24 protein-coding genes and 1 pseudogene are annotated in these 23356 nt (G+C 50.2%); 5 read left to right on the top strand and 20 right to left on the bottom strand.

Features of this window, described 5'->3' with window-relative positions; translation table 11 throughout:
• From LA360_RS21865 to LA360_RS21835, 7 genes are all read right to left on the bottom strand, one after another.
• Entirely contained in the window at positions 1-744 is a 744-nt protein-coding gene (locus LA360_RS21865) for an ATP-binding cassette domain-containing protein (RefSeq protein ID WP_002594557.1), read from the bottom strand.
• Positions 745-751: 7 nt separating this feature from the next.
• Positions 752-1000 carry a hypothetical protein gene (locus LA360_RS21860; RefSeq protein WP_022203012.1) on the bottom strand — a complete coding sequence of 83 codons (249 nt, stop codon included), beginning with the start codon at positions 998-1000 and terminating at the stop codon, positions 752-754.
• Positions 1001-1080: 80 nt separating this feature from the next.
• Positions 1081-2136, bottom strand: coding sequence for a hypothetical protein (locus LA360_RS21855; RefSeq protein ID WP_022203011.1), 1056 nt, complete (start codon positions 2134-2136; stop codon positions 1081-1083).
• A gap of 275 nt (positions 2137-2411) precedes the next feature.
• The gene (locus tag LA360_RS21850) at positions 2412-3110 is read right to left on the bottom strand and encodes an MBL fold metallo-hydrolase (RefSeq protein WP_057571936.1); all 699 of its coding nucleotides are present in this window, start codon (positions 3108-3110) and stop codon (positions 2412-2414) included.
• Between the two features lie 46 nt (positions 3111-3156).
• The gene (locus tag LA360_RS21845; RefSeq protein WP_022203009.1) at positions 3157-3972 is read right to left on the bottom strand and encodes a carbohydrate ABC transporter permease; all 816 of its coding nucleotides are present in this window, start codon (positions 3970-3972) and stop codon (positions 3157-3159) included.
• A gap of 14 nt (positions 3973-3986) precedes the next feature.
• Positions 3987-4934, bottom strand: coding sequence for a carbohydrate ABC transporter permease (locus LA360_RS21840; RefSeq protein ID WP_081031186.1), 948 nt, complete (start codon positions 4932-4934; stop codon positions 3987-3989).
• Positions 4935-5061: 127 nt separating this feature from the next.
• Positions 5062-6462: an ABC transporter substrate-binding protein gene (locus tag LA360_RS21835; RefSeq protein WP_057571935.1), complete on the bottom strand. Its 1401-nt coding sequence runs from the start codon at positions 6460-6462 to the stop codon at positions 5062-5064.
• Between the two features lie 318 nt (positions 6463-6780).
• Here LA360_RS21835 and LA360_RS21830 point away from each other — a divergent pair, with 318 nt between their 5' ends.
• Positions 6781-9039, top strand: a complete 2259-nt coding sequence (locus tag LA360_RS21830; RefSeq protein WP_057571934.1) for an extracellular solute-binding protein — start codon at positions 6781-6783, stop codon at positions 9037-9039.
• Positions 9040-9126: 87 nt separating this feature from the next.
• Here the strand turns inward: LA360_RS21830 and LA360_RS21825 are convergent, their stop codons facing one another.
• Positions 9127-9981, bottom strand: a complete 855-nt coding sequence (locus LA360_RS21825; RefSeq protein WP_057571933.1) for a MurR/RpiR family transcriptional regulator — start codon at positions 9979-9981, stop codon at positions 9127-9129.
• A 134-nt stretch (positions 9982-10115) separates the two neighbouring features.
• On the opposite strand from LA360_RS21825, the gene LA360_RS21820 reads away from it, so the two are divergent.
• The gene (locus LA360_RS21820) at positions 10116-10664 is read left to right on the top strand and encodes a CDP-alcohol phosphatidyltransferase family protein (RefSeq protein WP_002585865.1); all 549 of its coding nucleotides are present in this window, start codon (positions 10116-10118) and stop codon (positions 10662-10664) included.
• A gap of 66 nt (positions 10665-10730) precedes the next feature.
• Here LA360_RS21820 and LA360_RS21815 read toward each other — a convergent pair whose 3' ends face one another.
• The gene (locus tag LA360_RS21815) at positions 10731-11612 is read right to left on the bottom strand and encodes a YitT family protein (protein ID WP_022203004.1); all 882 of its coding nucleotides are present in this window, start codon (positions 11610-11612) and stop codon (positions 10731-10733) included.
• Between the two features lie 4 nt (positions 11613-11616).
• Complete coding sequence (locus LA360_RS31545) at positions 11617-11757, bottom strand: hypothetical protein (protein WP_225537647.1); 141 nt, start codon at positions 11755-11757, stop codon at positions 11617-11619.
• A gap of 87 nt (positions 11758-11844) precedes the next feature.
• Between LA360_RS31545 and LA360_RS31540 the strand changes: the two are divergent.
• Together LA360_RS31540 and LA360_RS21800 are read left to right on the top strand one after the other, a co-directional pair.
• Positions 11845-12057 (top strand): annotated as a pseudogene (locus tag LA360_RS31540) (anaerobic carbon-monoxide dehydrogenase catalytic subunit); the annotation flags it as partial.
• A gap of 40 nt (positions 12058-12097) precedes the next feature.
• A complete protein-coding gene (locus LA360_RS21800) occupies positions 12098-12415 on the top strand; it encodes a hypothetical protein (RefSeq protein ID WP_225537646.1) in 318 nt (105 codons plus the stop codon).
• On the opposite strand, the gene tnpA is transcribed toward LA360_RS21800, so the two are convergent.
• The 10 genes from tnpA to LA360_RS21750 all read right to left on the bottom strand — a co-directional run bounded on the left by tnpA (position 12406) and on the right by LA360_RS21750 (position 22832).
• Positions 12406-12876 carry an IS200/IS605 family transposase gene (tnpA, locus tag LA360_RS21795; RefSeq protein WP_057571327.1) on the bottom strand — a complete coding sequence of 157 codons (471 nt, stop codon included), beginning with the start codon at positions 12874-12876 and terminating at the stop codon, positions 12406-12408. The two genes, LA360_RS21800 and tnpA, sit on opposite strands and share 10 nt — an antisense overlap.
• A 349-nt stretch (positions 12877-13225) precedes the next feature.
• A complete protein-coding gene (gene tuf / locus LA360_RS21790) occupies positions 13226-14419 on the bottom strand; it encodes an elongation factor Tu (protein ID WP_002585860.1) in 1194 nt (397 codons plus the stop codon).
• Positions 14420-14537: 118 nt separating this feature from the next.
• On the bottom strand, positions 14538-16655 hold the full coding sequence (gene fusA / locus LA360_RS21785) for an elongation factor G (RefSeq protein WP_022200624.1): 2118 nt from the start codon (positions 16653-16655) through the stop codon (positions 14538-14540).
• Positions 16656-16703: 48 nt separating this feature from the next.
• Positions 16704-17174, bottom strand: a complete 471-nt coding sequence (rpsG, locus tag LA360_RS21780; RefSeq protein ID WP_112481559.1) for a 30S ribosomal protein S7 — start codon at positions 17172-17174, stop codon at positions 16704-16706.
• 306 nt (positions 17175-17480) lie between these two features.
• Positions 17481-17900: a 30S ribosomal protein S12 gene (gene rpsL, locus LA360_RS21775; protein WP_002568228.1), complete on the bottom strand. Its 420-nt coding sequence runs from the start codon at positions 17898-17900 to the stop codon at positions 17481-17483.
• Positions 17901-18058: 158 nt separating this feature from the next.
• On the bottom strand, positions 18059-19267 hold the full coding sequence (locus tag LA360_RS21770) for a DUF401 family protein (RefSeq protein WP_022200622.1): 1209 nt from the start codon (positions 19265-19267) through the stop codon (positions 18059-18061).
• Positions 19268-19340: 73 nt separating this feature from the next.
• On the bottom strand, positions 19341-20711 hold the full coding sequence (locus LA360_RS21765) for an APC family permease (protein WP_022200621.1): 1371 nt from the start codon (positions 20709-20711) through the stop codon (positions 19341-19343).
• Between the two features lie 24 nt (positions 20712-20735).
• Positions 20736-21305, bottom strand: coding sequence for a redoxin domain-containing protein (locus LA360_RS21760; protein ID WP_022200620.1), 570 nt, complete (start codon positions 21303-21305; stop codon positions 20736-20738).
• A gap of 8 nt (positions 21306-21313) precedes the next feature.
• Entirely contained in the window at positions 21314-22507 is a 1194-nt protein-coding gene (locus LA360_RS21755; protein WP_022200619.1) for a MalY/PatB family protein, read from the bottom strand.
• A gap of 76 nt (positions 22508-22583) precedes the next feature.
• Positions 22584-22832: a helix-turn-helix domain-containing protein gene (locus LA360_RS21750; protein ID WP_002594565.1), complete on the bottom strand. Its 249-nt coding sequence runs from the start codon at positions 22830-22832 to the stop codon at positions 22584-22586.
• A gap of 131 nt (positions 22833-22963) precedes the next feature.
• On the opposite strand from LA360_RS21750, the gene LA360_RS21745 reads away from it, so the two are divergent.
• Complete coding sequence (locus LA360_RS21745) at positions 22964-23293, top strand: helix-turn-helix domain-containing protein (protein ID WP_002585852.1); 330 nt, start codon at positions 22964-22966, stop codon at positions 23291-23293.
• Positions 23294-23356: the final 63 nt, after the last annotated feature.

Below are 23356 nucleotides of genomic sequence, written 5' to 3'. Positions count from 1 at the left end.
CTATCTGCAGGAAACCTTCCCTTCCGCTAATTCATAGAGCCTGTCGCACACAGACGCCAGCTCCCTTTCATTGGGGGAACAGTATACAACACCGATTCCCCTGCTCTTTGCAAATTCCAGAAATTCCCTCACTGAATTCCGCATCAATATGTCCGTGCCCGAAAACAGATTATCTATGACAATCAGCCTTGCCTTGGCTATAATCCACTTATACAGGGCAACATTCAGCTGGCACCGATGGCTCAGTGTCTCAATTGGCCGTTTTAGATCCTCCTCCCGGATATCCAGCAGCGTCAGATAATCACAGGCAACCGCCTGTTCCAGCTTCTCCCGCACCCCCACTCCGGGAGCAAAATATTCCAGACCGGCAATGGTCAGGTTCTCGGCCACATCCAGCTTAGGAAAAAGGCTCTTTTTGTAATCCTCAATATATCCAAAACCGCGTCTGACCATGTTCTTTCTCCCCCCTGCCAGCTCCACCTGACGTCCAGCCAGCCAGGCGCTTCCCGATTCCACCTTAAGCTCTCCGCTGAGAAGGCGTACGATTTCCCGGCAGTATGTGTCCTCCGGATGGATGAAACCCACCACCTCCCCGGGACACACATGAAAGCTCACGTCCCGCAGTTCCCTGGCCCGCACCTCCCGCACGGACAGAAGCACCGCCCGCCCCCCAGGCTCTGCCTGGGACCGGGTGATTTCCCTCCCCGCCTTCCGGTTCTCACCGATTATAATGCGGTCGATCATCTGCCGTTCAAATTCCTCCCGGTACAATACGGCTGCCAGACGCCCTTTTCACAGGAATCAGTCCCACCTTCAGCGTCCTGTCCTTGATGGAGCGCGGCTGGACAGCATACTCCCCGTTTTCCGGCTCAGCTTCCTGACTCTCTGTCTCCTTGGCTCCCTCTGCCTTCTCAGTCTGCTCTGTCTCAGCTTTGGCCTCCTGTGTCTGGGCTGCAGTAGTTGTCTCTGCCGGCTTCTGGTTGGAAGTGGCACACCCCATCAGAGAGATTGTTGTTGCCGCTGCAAGTAGTAATGCTAATCTTCAGATGTTTGGACCATACGAAGATACCTCGCCAATTTTTACCATGAATCACTGTCCGACTCGTCTGTGCTGTCGGCTTCCTCTTCCCCACCGGCCGGATTCATATTGAACATATAACTGAAATCCCCGGCACCGTCAAGCACCAATCTGCCTCTGTAACGTTTATAATCAAAATATGAATCAAATTCACTTCCAGGGCTTCTGACTTCAAATACCATCGGAATTCTTTCCTCTTCCATAGTCCTTCGTATACTTCCCACATGGCCGCCCGCGGTATTCCCGGAACACACAAGATATGTATATGTTTTTTGGAAGATTTCTTCTGTCATTCCCGGTATGCCCCTGACCGCAGATTCCAGGTCCTTTACCATAACCCCACGGTTGGAGACATAGGATAAAAGCTCTGCCGGAGCCATCCTTGGCATCAGTCCCCAGCTGTTCTTGGCTCTTGAGTCTGCAATATTAACCTTACTGTCAGACAGATACAAATCAGCCAGATGAGAAACTGCGCATAGGATGTAATTGTATATCTCCTTATCACGTTCATTCGCCGTACCTTCAGAAGGAACATATGAGGTGTCATATGTCCACCACAGCTCCATTCCATACTCTTCAAAGAGGGCCCGTACCTCATCAAATCCCATGCCGAAAGATATCTGGTTATTTCCCATAACATCCTTGACTATAAAAGCGTTACATAAAAGTTTTACTTTAAATTCTTTTAAATCAGCATTATCCTCCAAATCTGTATACGCCGAAAACGCTTCATTTACCTGTGTTTTAGTGACCATGCCCGGTACAGCCCCCTGCTCGGCGGAATACCGTTCCAGAAAGTCCTCCAAAAATGCCATGATTCTGAGATTCTGATTCCGCTCTTTTTCCTGGCCTATTTTAAGAGGCTCTGTAACAATCTCAATGGTCCTGGTCTCCCTTCCCATGTCGGAAAACAAACGTATTACCGTATCACCTCCATGGGTCACCTCCAAAAAAGTCATGCTGTCAGGTAATCTGTTCAGGGCAAAACGCACTTTATAAGGCAGTTCGCATTCCATGCCAAAGGTCCAGTCTTTATGACTGCTGTATTTCTCACTCATTACTTCTTTCTCCTTATATTTTATTGAGAAAAGCTTTTCTGAACCTAGTATAAGTATATTTCGTCACAGACGGACATGGACAGCATGGTTTGTACATTTCCTGTCATCCATGGTTCACGAAATGCCGTATCGCGGCCCGGGAATTTTTACGCAAAAATCCCCGGCAAAGGAATCATCCATCCTCCGCCGGGGCATTCTCGCACTCAGCAACATCTCATTTATTCAAAATCAATCATACATCAGCCGGCTAACTCTATGCCGCCAGCCCTATCCCGTCAACCAACCTCTGCCACCCGGAATCCTTTGGACTCCAGCATATCCCTGCACTCCCCGTCCAGGTGCATACAGTATACTTTATGCCTCAGCTCCTCCGGAACCGTCTCCTCCAGGACTCCCACATAGCAGTGGCTGGGGATTGGCGGATTGTGGAGGGACGTGTCGTGGTAAACGGCGTCCAGATCCCCTTCCTTAAGCATGCCGGCGATCCGCTCCGGCATTCGCGCGGAATCACCGCTGTAATAAATCCTCATTTTCTCTGTCTCCAGAATGTACCCGAAGCAGTCCATATTGTCCGCATGCTCCACCGGCACCGGTTCAGCCCGAAGACAGTCCACTTCCTCAGGAAGTCCTTTGTAATAATTGTAAAATTCATCCTTAATGCCCATAAGCCGCAGAAGCTCCACCACGGTTGCCCTGGGGTGAATGACGCTGATTTTTCTTCCCAAAATACAATAATTGTAAGAAATCAGAGACCCAAGGCTTCCCACATGGTCAGCGTGAAGATGGGTCAACAGTACATATATCTGCCTGTATTCCCTGAGGCTGCTGCGCTTCATCAAAAGCTCGTAAACCGTCTCGCCGCAGTCCACCAGGAACAGGCATCCGTCCGCCTCAAACCAGGCAGATGTATTTCCCATGGCAGGATTAAAGGCGCTACCGCATCCAAAAAAATGCAGGTCTAAATATTGTTCCATAACGCTCCTCCTCTCATGCTCTCTCATGCCCTCCTTTATTCCTTCATCACTCTTTGATTCCAGCGCTGACAAAGCTGTTCATAAACTGCTTTTGCAGGAAGAAGAACGCTATGAGCAGCGGCAGGATAATGATAAAGGTAGCCGCGCAGACATTGGCCCACTGCATGTTGGCCTCCTTGGACTTGGCGAAGATGGCAAGTCCCACTGTCAGTGTGCGGTTGGAGGGTGAATTGGTCACAATCAGAGGCCACAGGTAGTTATTCCAGTGGTAGCTGACGGAAATAACCGCAAAGGACATATAGGCAGGCTTTGCACAGGGCATGTACACCCTCCAGATGGTCTGCCACGTGTTGGCGCCGTCAATTCTGGCCGCCTCAGCCAGAGCCTTTGGTATGGATTTAAAATGCTGCCTCAGCAGGAAAATGGCCAGGGCGCTTCCAAAGAACGGCAGCATGATACCCACCTTAGTATCGGTAAGTCCCATGTCAGCCAGGGTCATGAAGTTAGGTGTGATGAGCACATCATTGGGAATGATAATCTGCATAAAAATGACTGCAAACACCAGGGTCCGTCCCTTAAAATCCATGACAGCCAGCGCATAGGCAGCCAGAGTGGATGTGACAAACTGTACGCAGAAGGTCACCACCACCAGTATCAGCGTATTCAGATAATACCGGGCAAAGGGAATGGCATTCCATACATAGGACAAATTCCCAAAGGTAAAACGGCTGTTGGGAAAAAAGGTCATATGGAAGGTAGGCTCACTGAAGGCAGTCCCCACCAGCCATACCAGGGGAGCCAGCCACATAAACGCCAGGGCCAGGGCAAAAACAGATATTGCAGTACTTTTAACTTGTTTCATACCGGCTCCCTCCTTTAATTGTAATGTATCTTCTTATCCTGGCTGATGAACCTTGGCAGGGACACCACAAGCAGAAGTCCCAGCATGATTACGGTCAGAGCCGATGATACGCCGTAGTTGAAGTTTGTGAAGCCCTGCTGGTAAATATAGTACAGAAGCAGGGTGCTTGCATTGTTGGGCGCTCCCTCTGTCATGATGACCACATGGTCCACCAGCTTAAAACAGTTGGTGAACGCAATGGTGGACACAAACAGGAAGGTGGGCGCCAGCAGGGGAATGGTGATGCGCCTGAACACGGTCCAGTTGCCTGCCCCGTCAATCCTGGCAGCCTCCATCACCTCGTCGGATATGCTCTGGATACCGGACAGGAAGAACACCATCAGGTATCCGGCCTCCTTCCAGACATACATCACCGCCATGGCCGGGAGCACCGTATTCTTGCTGGACAGCACATTCATGGGTTTTAACCCCATGGCTATCAGCAGCTGGTCAAAGAGTCCGTTCTTTGCCATATAAATAAACATCCACACGCTGGCAATGGCAATCATGGGCATGACCACCGGATAGAAATAAGCCGTGCGGATAAATCCCACCCGTTTGCCCTTGCGGTTTACCAGAACCGCCAGGCCAAGGCCCACCGCCATACTGGGAATCACCGTCATAAGGGCGAATACGATGGTATTTTTCATCACCTTCCAGAACAGCTTGGAACCGGCCAGCTTCACATAATTCTCAAGGCCGATGAACTCGGCGCTGTCCATACCAAGCTTGTACTTGGAAAGGCTTAGATACAGGCTCCTGAATATGGGGAACACTGTAAATGCCAGCATAAATATAAGCGCCGGGGCCATCAGGGCCCAGGCCGTCGCATTATTCCTGTTTTCACGCTGCTTCTTTGTCTTGGTTTTCATCCTCTCACCAGCCTTTTCATATTCCGCCTGCCGGGCCGGGTTTTGTGACATGTCCCGGTCTCTTAAGGCGCTGTGTATGCCCGGTCATGGGGCAAAAGCCTTGCCTTTGCCCCACATGGCACCGGGCCACAGCGCCTTACTTGTTCCTAACAGGCATTACATTCATGCTTCACAGATTTTACTGATACTCTGACAGGACTTCCTCTGCCTGTTCCTGGGCCGCATCCAGGGCCTCCCGGGCAGACATATCGCCGACCACGGCTGCCTGGATGTTATCATTTAACACCCTCCAGATTTCAGCTGCATTGTATGTAGTAAGCTCAGGCTTTGCATAGGGAAGCTGCTCATAAGCAACGGACGCCTGGGGAACCTCTGCATAATAATCCTTAATCAGGTCCGTGTCAAAGCAGGACTGTCTTGTGGCCACATAACCAGTATCCAGGCTCCACTGCGCCGCCCTGTCCGTAGAGGTCGCGAACTTGATGAACTTCCAGGCAGCCTGCACCCTGTCCTCGGAAATGCCGCTGGAGATATAGAAGTTGCCGCCGCCTGTAGGCGCTCCCACTCTCTTGTGAGCCGGAAGGAAGGCTGTCCCAAAATCAAAGTCCGCATTGTCATGGATATTAGCCATATTGCCTGTGGTGTGGTAAATCATGGCCACCTCTCCTGCAAGGAACTGGGTGGGCAGGTCGGTCCACTGTACAATACCCTCCGCCATACATTTGTACTCATTCTGAAGGTCCAGCCAGAACTGAAGCGCCTCCACGTTCTCAGGCGTGTTGAAATACACGCTCTTTCCATCCTCGCTCATCAGGTTCTGTCCGTCGGTGCTGTTCTGCAGGCAGAAGCCTGTAAACGCCCACTGTGCGGAACCGGAGTTCAGAGCGATTCCAACGCCGTAGCGTCCGTCGTCCGTCAGCTTCTGGCCGTACTCAGCCAGTTCTTCCCAGGTAGCGGGAGGCGTTTCCGGGTCCAGGCCCGCTTCCTTAAACGCGTCCTTATTGTAATACAGAACCATGGTGCTTCTCTGGAACGGTATGGAGTATATCTTTCCGTCCACATAGGAATCTTCCATGAAGCCCGGAAGGAAATCATCGATGTAAGCCTTTCCCTCTTCTCCGTCAGCCTCAATCAGTTCGTCAAGAGGCATGGCCATGCCGGTGGAAGCCATGGTAAAACGCTGGGTAGCGAGGCTTACAAACACATCCGGAGGCGTGCCGCCCTGCATGGCTGTCTGAATCTTTGTCACTGTATCGTCATAATTGCCCGTATAAACAGGCTCCACGAAAATATCCGGGTTCTCTGCATTAAAATCCGCACAGATTTTCTCAATCAGCTGTGCCGCGGAACCGCCTACATTGACCGGGTAATAAAAGGTAAGGTGCAGCGCGCCGTCGTCAGCCTTGGCTGCATCATCCTTGGAGCTATTCGTGCCCCCTCCCCCGGTTTCCTTAGACTGCTCTGCCGGCGCCCCGTCTGTCCCGTTACTTCCTCCCCTTCCGGAACATCCTGTGACGGCAAGACCTGCTGCCATGGTCATGGCCAGGACCGCTGCTGCAATCTTCTTTGTTTTTTTCACAATACATACCTCCTTTTATACTATTGGAAATTTGTCATCTGTTCTGTAATTTCATCATAGCATTGTATTTGAAACGTGTCAATATTATTTTAAGGCATTTTGCACATTTTTCTTATACTTTAATCAGATTTTACATGAATTTTTTCTACTTTTTGCATATTTTTTACATTTTAACGTGTTTTTATTTGGCTGTCCCCTCTGTAGATTGCGTATTTTATTGAATCGTAGTTGCAATAGTTTTACAAATCACCCGCCATATGGTAAAATTGAATCAAATATATCTTTATAAAGTGCATCATTTGAAAGGAGAGCCGGCAGATGACTACCATCAAAGACATTGCGAGAGCGGCCGGAGTGGCCCAGGGCACCGTATCCAACGTTCTCAACGGGAAGGGAAATGTGAGCAGCGAGAAAATACGGCAGGTCATGGACGCTGCCGCTGCCCTTGGCTACGTGCCCAATGAGCGGGCCAAGCTGTTGAGGAAGGGCAGGTCCAATACCCTTGCGGTCATTCTCCCCAACATCCGTTCCAAACAATATATAGACTTCTATCTTAGTTTTAAGGCATATGCGGAAAATCACGGCTACAGCGTGTCCCAGTACCTGACCAGCGACGACAACCGGGAAGCGGAATACGCAGCCATACAGGAAGTCCGCTCCTCCATGGCCCAGGGCATGGCAACGGTCTCCTGCTGTTCCTTCGCCGGCGCCAACCCCTACCTGGACGAGCAGGGCATGCTGGCGGACCATGTGGTATTTGCGGAACGCCGTCCTCCCTTCTCTGCCCCCTATGTCGGCTTCGATTACCACAGGGCGGGAAGCGAGCTGGCCTTAAGGGCGCTGGAGCGCGGCTTCTCCAACCTGTGCCTTCTCACCGGAAGTCTCCAGCTGCCCAATGAATCCGACTTCTATAACGGGTTCATGGGCGTCATGGGTTCATCCGGCTGCCGGGTAAACCACATCCAGACAGACCCCTACCGCAAGCTGCAGAATATCATGCAGATGTTCGGAAACGCCGCTCCCCAGGCCATCTTCATCTCCAACTACGGCTTCGCGGAGAGCGTCAAGGATATATGGAACACCTTCTATTCCGGGGACAGTCCGGAAATTTACACGGTATCCCCCATGTTCACCATGCCGGAAAATGACTTCCAGAAATATGAGCTGAACTACCGGCAGTTGGGAAAGATTGCGGCGGAATGCCTGATCAGGGACATATCAGAAGAAAAGGCGAAAAAGAGTGGTTCGGAAGAAATAGGCGAACCGCAACAGCGGACCGGACAGGCCAGCGGACATCCCTGCCTGCTGCTGGAGAATTCCGGCTTCAGAGACTGGTTTGCGGGCATCCTCATCCCATCCTCCAAAGAGCCCTTAAATGTGCTGACACTGGACAGCCCCAGCGCCTACACCATGCGCAACCTGTCCCGTATCTACACCAAGAAAACCGGGATCCCTGTGAACATCACCATCTATTCCTATGAGGAGATATACGAGGCCTTCAACCATATGCGCCATGATTCCGTCTTTGATGTACTGCGTCTGGACGTGACGTGGCTGTCCTGGTTCGCGGACAAAATTCTGCAGCCCCTGGACCAGATTGACCCTGATATCTCCAGCTGCCTGGACACCTTCTTAGACGGAACCATCAACCAGTATTCCATAGTGAGGGGCAGGGTATACGCCCTGCCGTCCACTCCCAGCGTACAGCTGCTGTACTACCGGAAGGATCTGTTTGAAAGTCCTATCTACCGCAGGATGTATCACGAGACATACCGCCAGGAGCTTAGGCCGCCTCAGGATTTTAGGGAGTTCAACCAGATTGCCGGATTCTTCACCAAGGCACGCACCCCATCCTCTCCTGTGGAATACGGGGCCACCATGACGCTTGGCTCCACCGGGGTGGCCGGCTCCGAATACCTGGCCCGCCTGTTCAGCCACCAGGAGAATCTTTATAACGAGGACTGCCGGGTCACCCTGAATTCCCCCGCGGCCATTGGTTCCCTTAAGGAGCTCATCGCCCTGAAGGAATACTCCGACCCCAAGTACTGTTCCTGGTGGACCAACACAGCCACCACCTTCGCGGGAGGCAATGTGGCCATGGCCATCCTCTACAGCAACTATGCCTCGGATCTTCTGAGCCACTCCTCCCGGGTAGCGGGAAATATCGGATACGCCATGACGCCTGGCAGCAATCCTGTCATCGGAGGCGGTTCCCTGGGCGTGGCCAAATATACCAAACGACCTGAGGACGCTCTATCCTTCATCAAATGGATGTGCAGCGAACCCGTGGCCTCCGCGGCCACGCTGCTGGGCAGCGTATCCCCCTGCCGCAAGTCCTATGACAATTACGAGATACTCAACACCTTCCCCTGGCTGAACCTGGCCAAGGACGGATTCGGACTGGCCCACGGCCGCCGTACCCCTGAGTTCTCCACACAGCCCTTTGATGAGCGCAGCTTCCTCAGCATCATAGGCATGGCAGTGAAAAATGCCTACAGCCAGGTCATGACGCCGGAGGACGCCCTGAATTACGCACAAAAGCTCTATGACGAACAGTTTAGCCGCACCAATATATAAACGCGCCTTAAAACACAAGTTCCAGGCAGGACATCCCTTTGAGGGTTCCGGCCTGGAAGCTTATTTTAAGACGCGCTTTTCTTTGTCTCAGCACAGCTTTTCCATGACAGATGCCGAGGTCTTTTCATTATTCACGCTGCACCTGTCATAGTATGTCCTGTAATATTCCGTGTACAGCATATCTATCAGGAAGAGCTGGCTGATTTCCGCCGAGGAAGAGCCTGCCTGCAACGGACTTTCATTGGCCCCGCACAGGAGCGTCAGGTCCGCATAGGCCGTAAGAGGCGATTTGATGAACCGGGTCACACAGACAATGGCCGCTCCTGCCTGCCTGGCCAGCTGAGCCACGTGGATGGTGTCCTTGGTAGCCCCGGAATAGGAAAAGATGACAGCAACCTCTCCACTGGACATGGTGGAGGCCATCATGGCCTGCATGTGGGAATCAGAGGCACAATAGACCTTCGGCTCAATCTTCAGAAACTTATCAGCCGCCTTCATGGCTGTCGTCATGCTGGTACCCACACCGTAAAAACAGATGCGTCCGGCCTTGTGGAAGCACTCAATGACCCGCCGGAGCACATCCTCCTTTAACAGGGAGTGGGTTTCCTTAAGAGCCTTTATATTGGAACTCAGCACCTTCTCCGCCACCTGGGAAAATGAGTCCTCCAGGCTTATGTCGCTCTCCATCTGTCCGAATCCCTGTTTTCCCTCGTGAAGGCTCAGGGACAGAAGCATCTTAAATTCCTGGTATCCTTTGCAGTTCATGGTCTTACAGAAGCGGAACACGCTGGTATCCCCCACTCCGCAGGCTTCGGCCAGTTCAGTGATGGACATAAACAGAACCTTCTTGGGGCTGCTCAGGATATAATCAGCCACCTTTTTCTCCGCCTTCGTAAACTGGTTATACCCGCCTCTTATTTTCAACAAAAAATCCTCTGCCATTTTCCTTCCTCCTTATGCGGCCCGCCCTGTGAAAAATAAATTTACTCCTATTATAAAAAAAAATATTTCTTTTAGCAAGAAATGTAGTAAAATTAAATTAAATAATTGCCATTTTCAAAGAGGGGGGCTGTATTATGAGGCATATTCCAAAAAAAGAGCTTTTGTCCATCCCCAACCTGATGGGGTATTTCCGTTTAATCATGATTCCTGTATTCGTGTGGCTGTACCTGAGGGCTTCCACGGACGCAGATTATTACAGGGCTGCCATCGTCATGGGCATATCCTCCATCACTGACATGTTCGACGGAATGATCGCCAGAAAATTCAATATGATTACAGAGTTCGGTAAACTCCTGGACCCCCTTGCTGATAAGCTGACCCACGGGGCCATCCTGCTCTGTCTGTGGAGCCGTTATCCCCTGATTCTGCTTCTTCTGGTCCTGTTTGTGCTGAAGGAAGGCTTCATGCTGGTCATGGGCGCCGTTAAACTCAGGGAAGGCAAAAAGTTAAACGGCGCCAAGTGGTTTGGCAAATGCTGTACCGCCCTGCTGTTCGTGGTGCTTTTTCTCCTGCTGCTCTTCCCCCACATGTCCCTGGTTACGGTCAATCTACTGATTTTGTTGTGCGCGGCCGCCATGCTCATCACCCTGCTTCTCTACATACCGGTATTTCGCAGTATGTGACCAATTCAGTGTGCGGCAGAAACAGTATGCGGTAAGGGCAGCATTGCGGCCGGAGCAGTATGCCCTTTACTGCCGCGCTTCCTTATACACTCTCTTAAGGGTGAAGCCCCTGCCTCTCACCTCATTAATCTGGTTGATAATCATGAATGCCTCCGGGTCTTCATCCATGACCAGGCTGTTCAGCCTGGGTAAATCCCGCCGGGAGATTACCGCCAGAATCATTTCCTGTTCCCTGTGGAGATAACCGGTCTCCATATGCAGCAGGGAGGTTCCGCAGTCAATGCGCTCCGCTATGAGGCGGTTGATTTCCTCATGCTTTCTGCTGACAATCTTAACCTGTATTCTGGCATTTCCCGACATAAGGACCTGGTTCAGCACCATGGTGTATACAATAATCAGTATGATACCATAGAGAACGGCATGGGAATCAGCCGCAATCAGCTGAAGGCCCAGAACCACACAGTCCACGAGGTACAGGGTCATGGACACATTTACATCCAGCTTTTTCTTAAGCACCAGGGCAGGTATATCCATCCCCCCAGTGGAGGCGCCGGCCCGCATCACTATGCCGATTCCACCGCCTATGAGCAGTCCCGCATAGAGCACCGCCACCAGCTTCTCCTCCAGCACAAAGCCCCCGAATCCGCTTCCCTCCAGCACCCCCAGTATGACCGGGTAGATAATGGTGCTGAGCACGGTTGTCAGGGCGAACTGTTTTCCCAGCACCCATGCCCCCAGCAAGAACATGAGCACGTTAAACACGCTGACAAAAAGGCTGATGGGGATGCCAATGCTATGGTTCACAAAGAGGGCCAGGCCCGTGGTCCCTCCGGTAATGAGTCCGTTTGGCACAATGAACAGCACCACTGCCGCCGCGTACATTATATTTCCCAACACAATCTCACCCAGGCTCAATACAATTTCAGCCGTCGTCTTTTTCTTTTCCATGATTTTAGTCCTTTCTCACTGCACCGGAATGAATTCCTAAATTAAAAGACGGCAGTTCTCTCTGCCGTCCTGACGTCTCAAACCTTCTATAATACAGGCTCCCGGTTCCGCCGGGGCCTTCCCTGTACGCTTTCAGTACCATCATGTTCTGTCCGTTCTCTGTTTCGTATAATGAATCCTGCGTTTTATGGTAGCATGTTTCCCCAAACCTGTCAAGAGCCCCTTCCATCCGGGCGTATACGGGCTGATGCTGACCAACCTGCTTAACGACGTCATGCTGGGCGAACCCGAAATCATCCCTGCCCCGGTTGGCCTCGGGGTGATTGACCCGGACTTCATCAACATCATGATTACAGGACACCAGCACTCCATCTTCGTCCATCTCCAGGAACAGCTTAGGAAACCCCAGGTCCAGGAGCTGGCAAAGGCAGCGGGAGCCAGGGGCCGGGGATGTATGCGGCCTGTCCGGCATCTGGCCCAACGCCATGAAGCAGGGCGTCATCGCTGCCAAAAACATGTACGGCATCCCCACCCCCTATGAGGACACATACGCCCTGAAGAACACCATGAACTTCTTCGGCCTGCCGGCACTTTGCATTGGGGATATCAACTGTCTTGACAGCCGCACTCTGGTCATAACAGAGGAGGACAGCAAGAACTACAAAAAGGCCCTGGTGGAGGACGGCGTATTAAAAAGCATACTGATGGCGGGAAATATCTCAGGCAGCGGCATTTACCAGTATCTGAATGAACTACCCCGCAGCAAGCTGCGGGGTATCGAAGGTTGCAACCTCTACATATAATCCCATATGCTATACTGCTTTGTTTTCTCTACGTTTTTATAGATTGTTTTATAATTTTTTTCCTGTCCCTGTTCTTTCACATATCTACTTATGATTTGCTCATTCCCATGTTCACTCACCGTTGCTACGTAATAGCCATCTGTCCAGAATTCTCCTCCCCACAATTTTTTCTTCACTTGTGGACATTTCGCGAACACCTCTCGGGCTATGATGCTCTTCACTATTTGGATGATTTTTTTTGGACTATATGCAGGCACTGACTGGATAAGAAAATGTATATGGTCTTTATCTGTACCTACTTCCAAAAATCTTATTTCATACCTTTCCTGAATTCCCTCACACGTTTCTTTGATTACCCTATCTACATCTTCATCTATTACTACTCTTCTATATTTTGCTGGACATACGAAATGATACATGAGTACTGATACATTGTGTGACTTGCGTATTGTTTCACTCATCACACAATTTCTCCTTTCCTTTTTCCTCTAGTATATCACTTCCTCCATGTCTTGAAAAAGTTTGTTACGCAGCAAGCTGCGGGGAATTAAACCCTCTTTTTGATTAAAAACCAGATAAAACTTCCCTCTGCCGGCCGGAGTATTTTCAGGCTGTCATTTGCTGATTTCTATGGCTTTGACACGTCAAAAGGAGCCTATACGTGGGACACGGACCTGCGCCGCGGATAATTTTCACTCCAGATATCACAAAAACCCCCGAAAGATAATCTTCCGGGGGTTTTTACTGTTTGGGGCACAATATCAATTCAGATATATTAATTTATGATTTAAGCGTATAAGCTTGCCGAAATTATTCGATGATGCTTACAACTCTACCAGAACCAACGGTTCTTCCGCCTTCACGGATAGCGAAACGAAGACCCTGCTCCATAGCTACCGGATGAATCAGCTCTACGGTCATCTCTACGTTATCGCCAGGCATACACATCTCAACACCCTCTGGCAGATCGCAAACGCCAGTAACGTCAGTTGTTCTGAAGTAGAACTGCGGACGATAGTTGTTGAAGAAAGGAGTATGACGGCCGCCCTCGTCCTTTGTCAGAACGTAAACCTGAGCGGTAAACTTGTTGTGGCACTTAACGGAACCTGGCTTGCACAGACACTGTCCTCTTTCGATTTCAGTTCTCTGAACGCCACGCAGCAGAGCGCCGATGTTGTCGCCAGCCTGAGCCTCGTCAAGCAGCTTACGGAACATCTCGATACCAGTAACAACGGTCTTGCGGACATCCTCATGGATACCAATGATTTCAACTTCGTCATTCAGGTGCAGAGTACCGCGCTCTACTCTACCGGTAGCAACAGTACCACGGCCGGTAATGGTAAATACGTCCTCTACAGGCATCAGGAATGGCTTGTCTGTCTCACGAACTGGGTCTGGTACCCAAGAGTCAACAGCGTCCATAAGCTCAAGGATCTTGTCGCCCCACTCGCCGGAAGGATCTTCCAGAGCCTTCAGAGCAGAACCCTGAACTACAGGAGTATCATCGCCTGGGAACTCATATTCATTCAGCAGGTCTCTGATTTCCATCTCTACTAATTCAAGCAGCTCTGGGTCATCAACCATGTCGCACTTATTCATAAATACAACGATATAAGGAACGCCTACCTGACGGGACAGCAGGATGTGCTCTCTTGTCTGGGCCATAACACCATCGGTAGCAGCTACAACCAGGATAGCGCCGTCCATCTGAGCAGCACCAGTGATCATGTTCTTAACGTAGTCAGCATGTCCTGGGCAGTCAACGTGTGCATAGTGACGATTCTTGGTCTCATACTCAACGTGTGCAGTAGAGATAGTGATTCCACGCTCTCTCTCCTCCGGAGCCTTATCGATATTCTCGAAAGCAACAGCCTCGCCGGTACCTAATCTCTCATGAAGAGTCTTTGTGATTGCTGCGGTTAAAGTTGTTTTACCATGGTCAACGTGTCCGATGGTACCAATGTTACAATGAGGTTTGTTTCTTTCAAACTTAGCTTTAGCCATTTTATAACGTCCTCCTTAATTTGCGCCCTTTATAGTGGGCTATTATAGTTAATGTCAGGCTATCAACCATTATATTCTATTTTCCTTTAGTTTACAAGCCTTTTATCAAGAATCTATCTTATTTCTTATGGTCGGAAAGTACTTTTTCCTGTACATTCTTCGGAACCGGCTCATACTTTTCAAAGAACATGGAGTAGTTACCACGTCCCTGTGTTCTGGAACGGAGATCCGTAGAATAACCGAACATTTCTGACAGCGGTACATATGCTTTTACCATCTTGCCGCCGCCGATGTCTTCCATACCCTCGATGCGTCCACGGCGAGAGTTGATATCACCGATAACATCTCCCATGTACTCTTCCGGCATGGTTACTTCAACCTTCATGATAGGCTCAAGCAGGATTGGGTTGCCCTTTTGCATAGCTTCCTTGAATGCCATGGAACCGGCAATGTGGAATGCCATCTCAGAGGAGTCAACCTCATGGTAAGAACCGTCGTATACATCGGCATGAACGCCCAGCACTGGGAATCCGCCGAGGATACCGGTCTTGCATGCTTCCTCGATACCTTCTCCGACAGCAGGGATGTATTCCTTCGGAATGGCACCGCCCACAACGGAGGAAGTGAACTTGAAGGTTTCTTCCGCGTTTGCTTCCATTGGCGTGAAGTGAACCTTACAGTGACCGTACTGTCCACGTCCGCCGGACTGCTTCGCATACTTGCTGTCAACGTCAACAGCCTTTGTAAATGTCTCCTTGTAAGCAACCTGAGGCGCGCCTACGTTTGCCTCAACGTTGAACTCACGCAGCAGACGGTCAACAATAATGTCCAGGTGAAGCTCGCCCATGCCGGAGATAATGGTCTGGCCAGTCTCCTCATCTGTACGTACGCGGAAGGTTGGGTCCTCCTCAGCCAGCTTAACCAGCGCGTCGCCCATCTTATCCTGGCTTGCCTTGGTCTTAGGCTCGATAGCAATATCGATAACCGGCTCCGGGAATTCCATGGACTCCAGGATAACCGGATTCTTTTCATCACAGATGGTATCGCCGGTGGAAGTCACCTTAAATCCAACTGCTGCCGCGATGTCACCGGAGTAAACCTTATCCAGCTCGTTTCTCTTGTTGGCATGCATCTGAAGAATACGTCCTACACGCTCCTTCTTGCCCTTGGTTGCGTTCAGTACGTAGGAACCGGAGTTCAGGCTTCCTGAATACACGCGGAAGAATGCAAGCTTACCAACAAATGGGTCGGTCATGATTTTGAATGCAAGAGCTGCAAAGGGCTCATCATCAGAGGAATGACGCTCAACCTCGTTGCCGTCCAGGTCAGTACCCTTAATAGAAGGGATATCTAACGGTGAAGGCATAAATTCAATAACTGCATCCAGCAACTTCTGAATGCCCTTATTTCTGTAAGCAGTACCGCAGCATACCGGAATAGCGGCACACTCGCAGGTAGCTTTCCTTAAGGCTTTCTTAAGGTCATCATTGCTGGGCTCCTCGCCCTCCAGATATGCCATCATTAAATCGTCATCCAGCTCGCAGATTTTCTCTACTAACTCGGAACGGTATAACTCGGCATCATCCTTCATATCCTCAGGGATATCAATGATGGATATATCGTCGCCCTTATCATCATTATAGATGTAGGCTTTCATTTCAAACAGGTCAACGATTCCTTTGAAATCATCTTCCTTACCGACTGGCAGCTGAATGCAGATTGCATTCTTGCCAAGTCTGGTCTTAATCTGGTCTACTGCGCCGTAGAAATTCGCTCCCAGAATGTCCATCTTGTTAATGAAGGCCATACGAGGTACGTTGTAGGTGTCTGCCTGACGCCATACGTTCTCAGACTGCGGCTCTACACCGCCCTTTGCACAGAACACGCCCACAGCGCCGTCCAGTACACGCAGGGAACGCTCAACCTCAACAGTGAAGTCAACGTGTCCTGGAGTATCAATGATGTTGATACGATGCTCTAATGCACCTGGCTTCGGCTTGCAGTTTTCCTGTAGGGTCCAGTGACAAGTGGTTGCAGCGGAAGTAATGGTGATACCTCTCTCCTGCTCCTGAGCCATCCAGTCCATGGTAGCAGTACCTTCATGGGTATCGCCAATTTTATAGTTTACACCAGTGTAATACAGAATACGCTCAGTCGTTGTGGTCTTACCAGCATCGATATGGGCCATGATTCCGATATTCCTGGTTCGCTCCAATGGATATTCTCTTCCAGCCAAGGGATTTTCCTCCTTAAATAATCAAACAGGTTAAACACATTCCAAAGATTAGAAACGGAAATGTGAAAATGCCTTGTTTGCCTCTGCCATCTTGTGCATGTCTTCTTTCTTCTTTACAGATGCACCTGTGTTGTTGGCAGCATCCATGATTTCATTTGCCAGTCTGTCCTTCTGGGTCTTCTCGCCTCTCTTACGGGAGTAGAGGGTAATCCAGCGAAGAGCCAGTGTCTGTCTCCTCTCGGGCCTAACCCCGATAGGTACCTGGTAGGTAGCTCCACCGATACGTTTTGCCTTAACTTCCAGAACAGGCATGATGTTGTTCATTGCTTCTTCAAAAACTTCCATAGCGTCCTTGCCGGTTGTCTCCGCAACACGGTCAAAAGCGCCGTATACAATTTTCTGCGCAACACCCTTCTTACCATCTAACATAATGTTGTTAATCAGCTTGGTAACAACCTTGTTATTGTAGATTGGGTCTGCCAGAACGTCTCTTTTCTGAGTATGTCCTTTACGTGGCACGTTACTTCCCTCCTTAATAGAACTGTAAAGACCTGCGCTGCAGATCCCTTACAGCGTTTCATTAGATCATAGGTACTCGTGCTTTGAGTGCTTAGCGAGGTCTCTCACGAGCTTAGCAATCAAGCACACCTGCGAAGCGAGCGCGTCTTTCAGCGCGACACTGAGCATGGTGCCTCCTGCTGCTGTTTTTCCTCTGCACCTTCCACACGTTCATGCACGGTACTACAATATATAATCCTGCAACCTACAGGTCAATATCATCATTCCGGCATAATTCCTACAAATCAAATTTGCGGTCTAACTAAGTTATTTCTTCTCTTTTGGCCTCTTAGCGCCGTATTTGGAACGGGCCTGCCTTCTGTTCGCAACACCTGCTGTATCCAGTGTACCTCTTACGATATGATATCTGGTACCCGGAAGATCCTTTACTCTTCCTCCACGGATCAGTACAACACTATGCTCCTGAAGGTTGTGGCCTTCTCCTGGAATGTAGCTTGTAACTTCGATGCCATTGGAAAGACGAACTCTGGCAATCTTTCTGAGTGCTGAGTTAGGCTTCTTAGGGGTAGCTGTCTTAACAGCTGTACACACACCACGCTTCTGTGGAGCAGAAACCTCTGTAGCCTTCTTCTGTAAGGAGTTGTAACCCCTCTGCAGAGCAGGTGCAGTAGACTTCTTAACGCTGGTCTGTCTTCCCTTTCTCACTAACTGGTTAAATGTTGGCATTCTTTTCACCTCCTGTGATATTGTCTGCGGTTGCTGTATATCAGCTTTTTGCGCACGAAAACATTACGTGTTTCAGCACGCCATATCATTATATACATGCAAAAAAATTCTGTCAAGGAATTTCTTTATTTTTTTCGCAATTTCCGGCACCAACGGCCCTAAAACCCGCCCAAAAGAGCTGTATATGCCAGCGTGACTGCGAAAAACACCAGAATCATGGGGATGTTTCTCCTTACCAGGGCGCCGATATCCACCTTAAAGCACTCCGCGGCAATGAACAGGCACACATGGGTAGGGGATACCTGCATGGCCGCATAGGCAGAACCCATAAGCAGCACCAGCAGGGGAACACCCGCCTCGGGCATGGCCGCCATGGCCATGGGCATACACAGAGGTATGATGGCATTGGAACCGCTGATGATGGTGCCGAAGAAAAATATAAGGGCAAACACCATGGGAAGCGGAATGGACAGGCCTCCGAAAAATACCGGCAGTTCGTGGATAACCCCCGTGTAGGTAATAATGTCCTTAAACATCATGATTAATATGGTATTAAAGATAATGACCGGCTCAAAAGCCGTCCTGAACATGGGCATTATCTCCCGCGGCTTCAGATGGTCCACAAAGATATTGAGAATGGCTGCCATCGGTGTGGCCACATAGACCGGTATGTCAAAGGCTATGATCAGCATCACAATCAACAGGATGGACCACAGACTCTTAAACAGCATGGCTGCCGCCTTTTTCCTGCCTCCCTCCGGCTTCTGCCCCGTGGACCTGGGCACCTTCCTGAGATAAAAGATGTGACCGATAAAAAACAGGGCCGCCACCAGGGGCAGCATGGCAGGAACGAATTCCCCCGCTCCCACGCCGGACACAGCCAGCGCTATCAATATGGAGGAGTAGGTGGGCAGAAAGCTCTCCGGTATATGGCGGTAAAAACTGGTGACACAGGTCATGTCCTCATTGCTCAGGTAATCCTGACATGAGGATCTGACAATCTCCGCACAGATTGTCATGGCCCCTGCAGAGGGAAGCAGGCCGATGACCGCAGGTGCCGCGGACGCATTTACCCGGCGGTTGTTAAACAGCCAGTTTAAGGACTGTTCTGCCTGCTTTAGGCGGTTCCTGCGTTCCAGCATGCGCTGCTGAAAGGTGATAAAGTAAAAGCTTAAGACCACCGTAACCGTGTCCCTGCTGACCAGGGATCTTCCCATGATGGAAAGGGCGTCGGATACATGGACTCCGTACAGAATGAGGGCAGCGGCCAGGCCGCCTGAGATAGCCCAGAACAAAGGCCGCTTCATCCAGAGGATGGCAATAATTACAGCAAACACCAGACAGAGCTTCATTATTAATATATTCATTTCTTATTCTCCCATACACATTATTACAGCTGCCATGATATAATCCTACCATGGCAGCTGCCTTGACTGCTGCTTATTTTTCAGGTTCTTTTTTCTTCTGATCTCCCCCTATGTAGTCCACATCCAAATCCTGGGGAATCTCTTTCTTTTTCAGGCCGGCGCAGGCATAAACCCATGACACGGCCAGCAGGCCCAGCAGCAAAGCGACAGACTGTTTCGGCATGGACGCCAGCAGGGATGATGCCAGCACCACTGCGGTGACTGCTCCGAATACAGACCAGGGCTTGTACAGTGATACCGGAATCTTAAGCTTTGTCCTGCCCGCACACTGGGGGTACTTTGAGGCCAGGAACCACAGGGATGCCAGCACCAGTACCTTTTGCAGCAGGGATACCGAGGTGCTCAGCTTGGAGATAAAACCCAGGTCAAAGCCGGTCAGTATGGGCCCCATGCCCAGCACATAAAAAACCGTCAATATCTTCCACGCCACGCCGCGCTCCGTGACAGTTGCCAGAGATTGGGGCAGAAGTCCGTCCTCGCAGGCCACAATCAGTGGCTTTGTCACCCAGGAGAGCTGGGCATTCAGCGTAGACGACGTTGCTCCCAGCGCTGCCCCAATCACAAACACGTAATACACCGGCCTTGGAAGCACCTCAAAGGCCACGATGGTCAGGTTCTGGTCCGCTACCTTATCAATAGGAAATACTCCTACCGCCACCAGGGCCACCAGAACATACATAATGCCCACCAGAACTGTGGATATAATCATGACAAGCGGGATATCCCTGCCCGGATTCTCGGCCTCTCCGCCCAGCTGGCAGATAACGGAAGCACCGCCTGTGGCAAAGCTTAAAAGTGCCAGGGCTGCCATGAAATTTGGAATCCCCTTATAAAACAGATGTCCAGTCTGGAATATATATGGAAAGTCCGCCTTAGGCAGCCCAAAGGCCGCAAAAGCCAGGATTGCGCCTGTCATAACAGCACATATAATGGTATTCACCACCGCGGCCTGCTTTGTTCCGATGATATTGACCACAAACAGCACGGTCAGTATAACAGCCGCTATGAAAATCTGGCTCATCCCGGTAAACAGGCTTACAAAATAAGAAGCAAAGGACAGCGCGTACAGTGACAACGTACTGCTGGATATAATAAATAATACAATATACAAAAATCCGAACCGCTTGTCCAGAAGTCTGGACACATACTTATAAGGACCGCCCACCGCAGGCGCGCAACTGCTCAGTATCCCCTGCGGAAAGTCGGTTATCAGCGTCAGCACCGGCGATATCATAAAGGCCAGAGCTACTCCCGTACCCGTCATGCCGATTGCGGTTCCGGTCATGGTCATGATACCCGCTCCTATAATCTGCCCGATTGCCACTCCCATCAGGTTCCAAAAGGTCAAATTCCGTTTCAGTCTGCTCTCTTGTCTCTCAGCCATAGTTCCCTCCCAAATACATTTTCCCTATCTCGTCTCCCTTTCCGCTCTCATCTCCAGAAGTTCCTTTAACTCCTCCGGCCCCGGAACGTCCCCGGCGTTTACCCCATATCTCACGTATGTCAGACGTAATTCCCGGTCCACCACAAACACGGCGGGCATCTGAAGCTCCTCCCCCTCGTACTCCTTATGAGTAAACCATTTTCTGGCCTCTGCCGCCTTTGCCTGGGTGTCCCCGCCCATAAGCTGGCTGCTGTCCGCGGCAGGCCGGATCTCCAGAGCCTCATACAGTCTGCGCTCCGGGTCGCAAATCACGGTATATGGCAGCACATTTTCTCCCAGCTCTCTCCGTACCGTCTCCGGACTCGATTGGAGCACCACGCAGAAACTGCCGCCTCCGGCCGTGATCTCACTGTACTTTTCCGTATACCGGTGCATGTCGTACTGGCACAAAGTACATCCATAGTAGCGCAGGAAAATGAAAGCAAACCTGTTGTATGCGCCGTCCTCCATCAGTCCTCTGACAGAGTCCTCCCCTGCATATGGCGCACAAAATTTAAAATCCGGCATCCTGTTCCCTTGCTGTAAACGCGCCATAATCCCTCCTAAAGCTTCATGTGCTTTTTATAAGCTGCCGCCATGCGCTTTAAGGCATCCGTCAGTACCTCTGTAGGGCAGGCAATGTTGATACGCTCAAATCCTTCACCTTCTGGGCCGAATATGTAACCCTCGTCCGTGAAGAAATAAGCCTCCTCCACGTTAATCCGCTCCAGTTCCTTATAATCAATTCCCAGCTGCCGGCAGTCCAGCCACATGAGATAGGTTCCCTCTAAAGGTGTTACCTTAACCCACGGAAGTTCCTTATCTATAAAATCCTCCACAGCCTTCCTGTTGCGGACAAGAAGCTGGATACATTCCTCAAGCCACCCGTCGCATCTGGTGTAGGCCAGTTCGGTACTCTTATAGCCCAGCACGTTCAGACGGTTGCTCTGTGCCGTGTACAGCAGCTGCGTCATATAAATGCCGCGTTTTTCCTCGTCCGGTATGAATATACAGCTGGACTGCATGCCCGCCAGGTTGAAGGTCTTACTGGGTGCAATACATGTCATGGTATGGGCCTCCAGTTCGCTGGAAATATTCGCCATAACCGTGTGCTCATATCCCGGCATGATTAAGTCGCAATGAATCTCATCGCTGACAATAAACACATGGTTGTCGATACAGATGCGTCCCACCCTTTCAAGCTCGTCCCTGGTCCACACCCGGCCCACCGGATTGTGAGGGCTGCAGAATATAATCAGCTTATTTTCAGGCTTTCCTGCCATTTCTTCCAGAAGTTCATAATCAATCTCATATCTGCCGTTGATATTAACCAGAGGGCATCTCACTTCCTTCCGATCATTTCTCCGGACCGCAAAGGAAAATGGGTAATAAACAGGTGTCAGCAAAATAACACCGTCACCTGGCTCCGTATAGGCCAGCACGGCCTGATGAAAGGCATTTACGATTCCCGGCGTGGTAATCAGCCATTCCCGCTTTGTCTCCCATCCATAGCGCCTCCTTGTCCAGGATTCAACAGCCTCATAAAAACTGTCCGTACCACACGGATACCCCAATACCGCCTGGTCCAGATACTCCTTAAGGCCCTCCATTATTTCCGGCGGATTCTTAAGTTCCATGTCCGCTACCGACAGGGGCACCACACTCTCCGGCACATTGGGGTTCAGCCCTTTCATCCCCTCCCACTTGGACGAACCGCTGTTCCTCCGATTGGGCGCTGTAATAAAATCGTACTTCATGCTTGCTACTCCTCCTTTAGGTAGATTTATAGGTTCAGCTATGTAACGCTGTTAAACCGCATCAGGGCCTCCCGTATTACCCCCTCATGATGCTGTCCATTCCCTCACCCGGCGAATAGGCCCGTGTCACCACACGATGTCCCACCAGATAGTCCAGGGAACAGCCGAACAAATCAGCCAGCTGTTCAATTTCATAAAGGGAAAATTCTGTTTCTCCATACAGTTTAAAAATCACATCATTCAGAGGAAGCCCCAGGACAGCTGCCAGCTGCTGGCCCTTCAGGCCATGGCGTCTCATTTCATAGTGGATGTTTAGATATATCATTTTCTGATTCCTCCTCTTTTCAGCTAACTATTGTGAGTTATTTATTCTTATTATACTCTCTTTAGTTAGTTTGTCAATAAAAGATTGACGCTTTCACTCACAAATGTTAATATCTTTCTGGAGGTATGAACATGGGATTCAACGAGAATTTAAAGCTGTTACTATTAGAAAAAAGTATGAAGCAGGCAGATTTATGCCGCATGACAGGCATACAGACCTCTCTCATGTCCGAATATATAAACGGCAGGAAAAGTCCTACCATCGGCAATGCCATCCTGATTGCCGATGCCCTTAACATTTCCCTGGATGACCTGGTAGGCAGAAAGTGGAATACCTGCCGCGATCAAAAGAAGCCTGGTGAATATACTGATGAATTAAGCGAGACATTGAATAAATTGACAGAAAAGGAATGTATCTTTGTCATGGATGTTATAAAGGCGCTGAAGCAGCATCTGCAATAAGAAAAAGGCCGGGCGCGAAGCCCTGGCCTTATCAATATACATCTATATCATCTTTCTGCAGTA

This window comes from Enterocloster clostridioformis (assembly GCF_020297485.1).
Classification (GTDB): Bacteria; Bacillota; Clostridia; order Lachnospirales; family Lachnospiraceae; genus Enterocloster; species Enterocloster clostridioformis.
The sequence above is the reverse complement of the archived record's forward strand: the minus strand, read 5'-3'. Positions and strand labels throughout refer to the sequence as shown.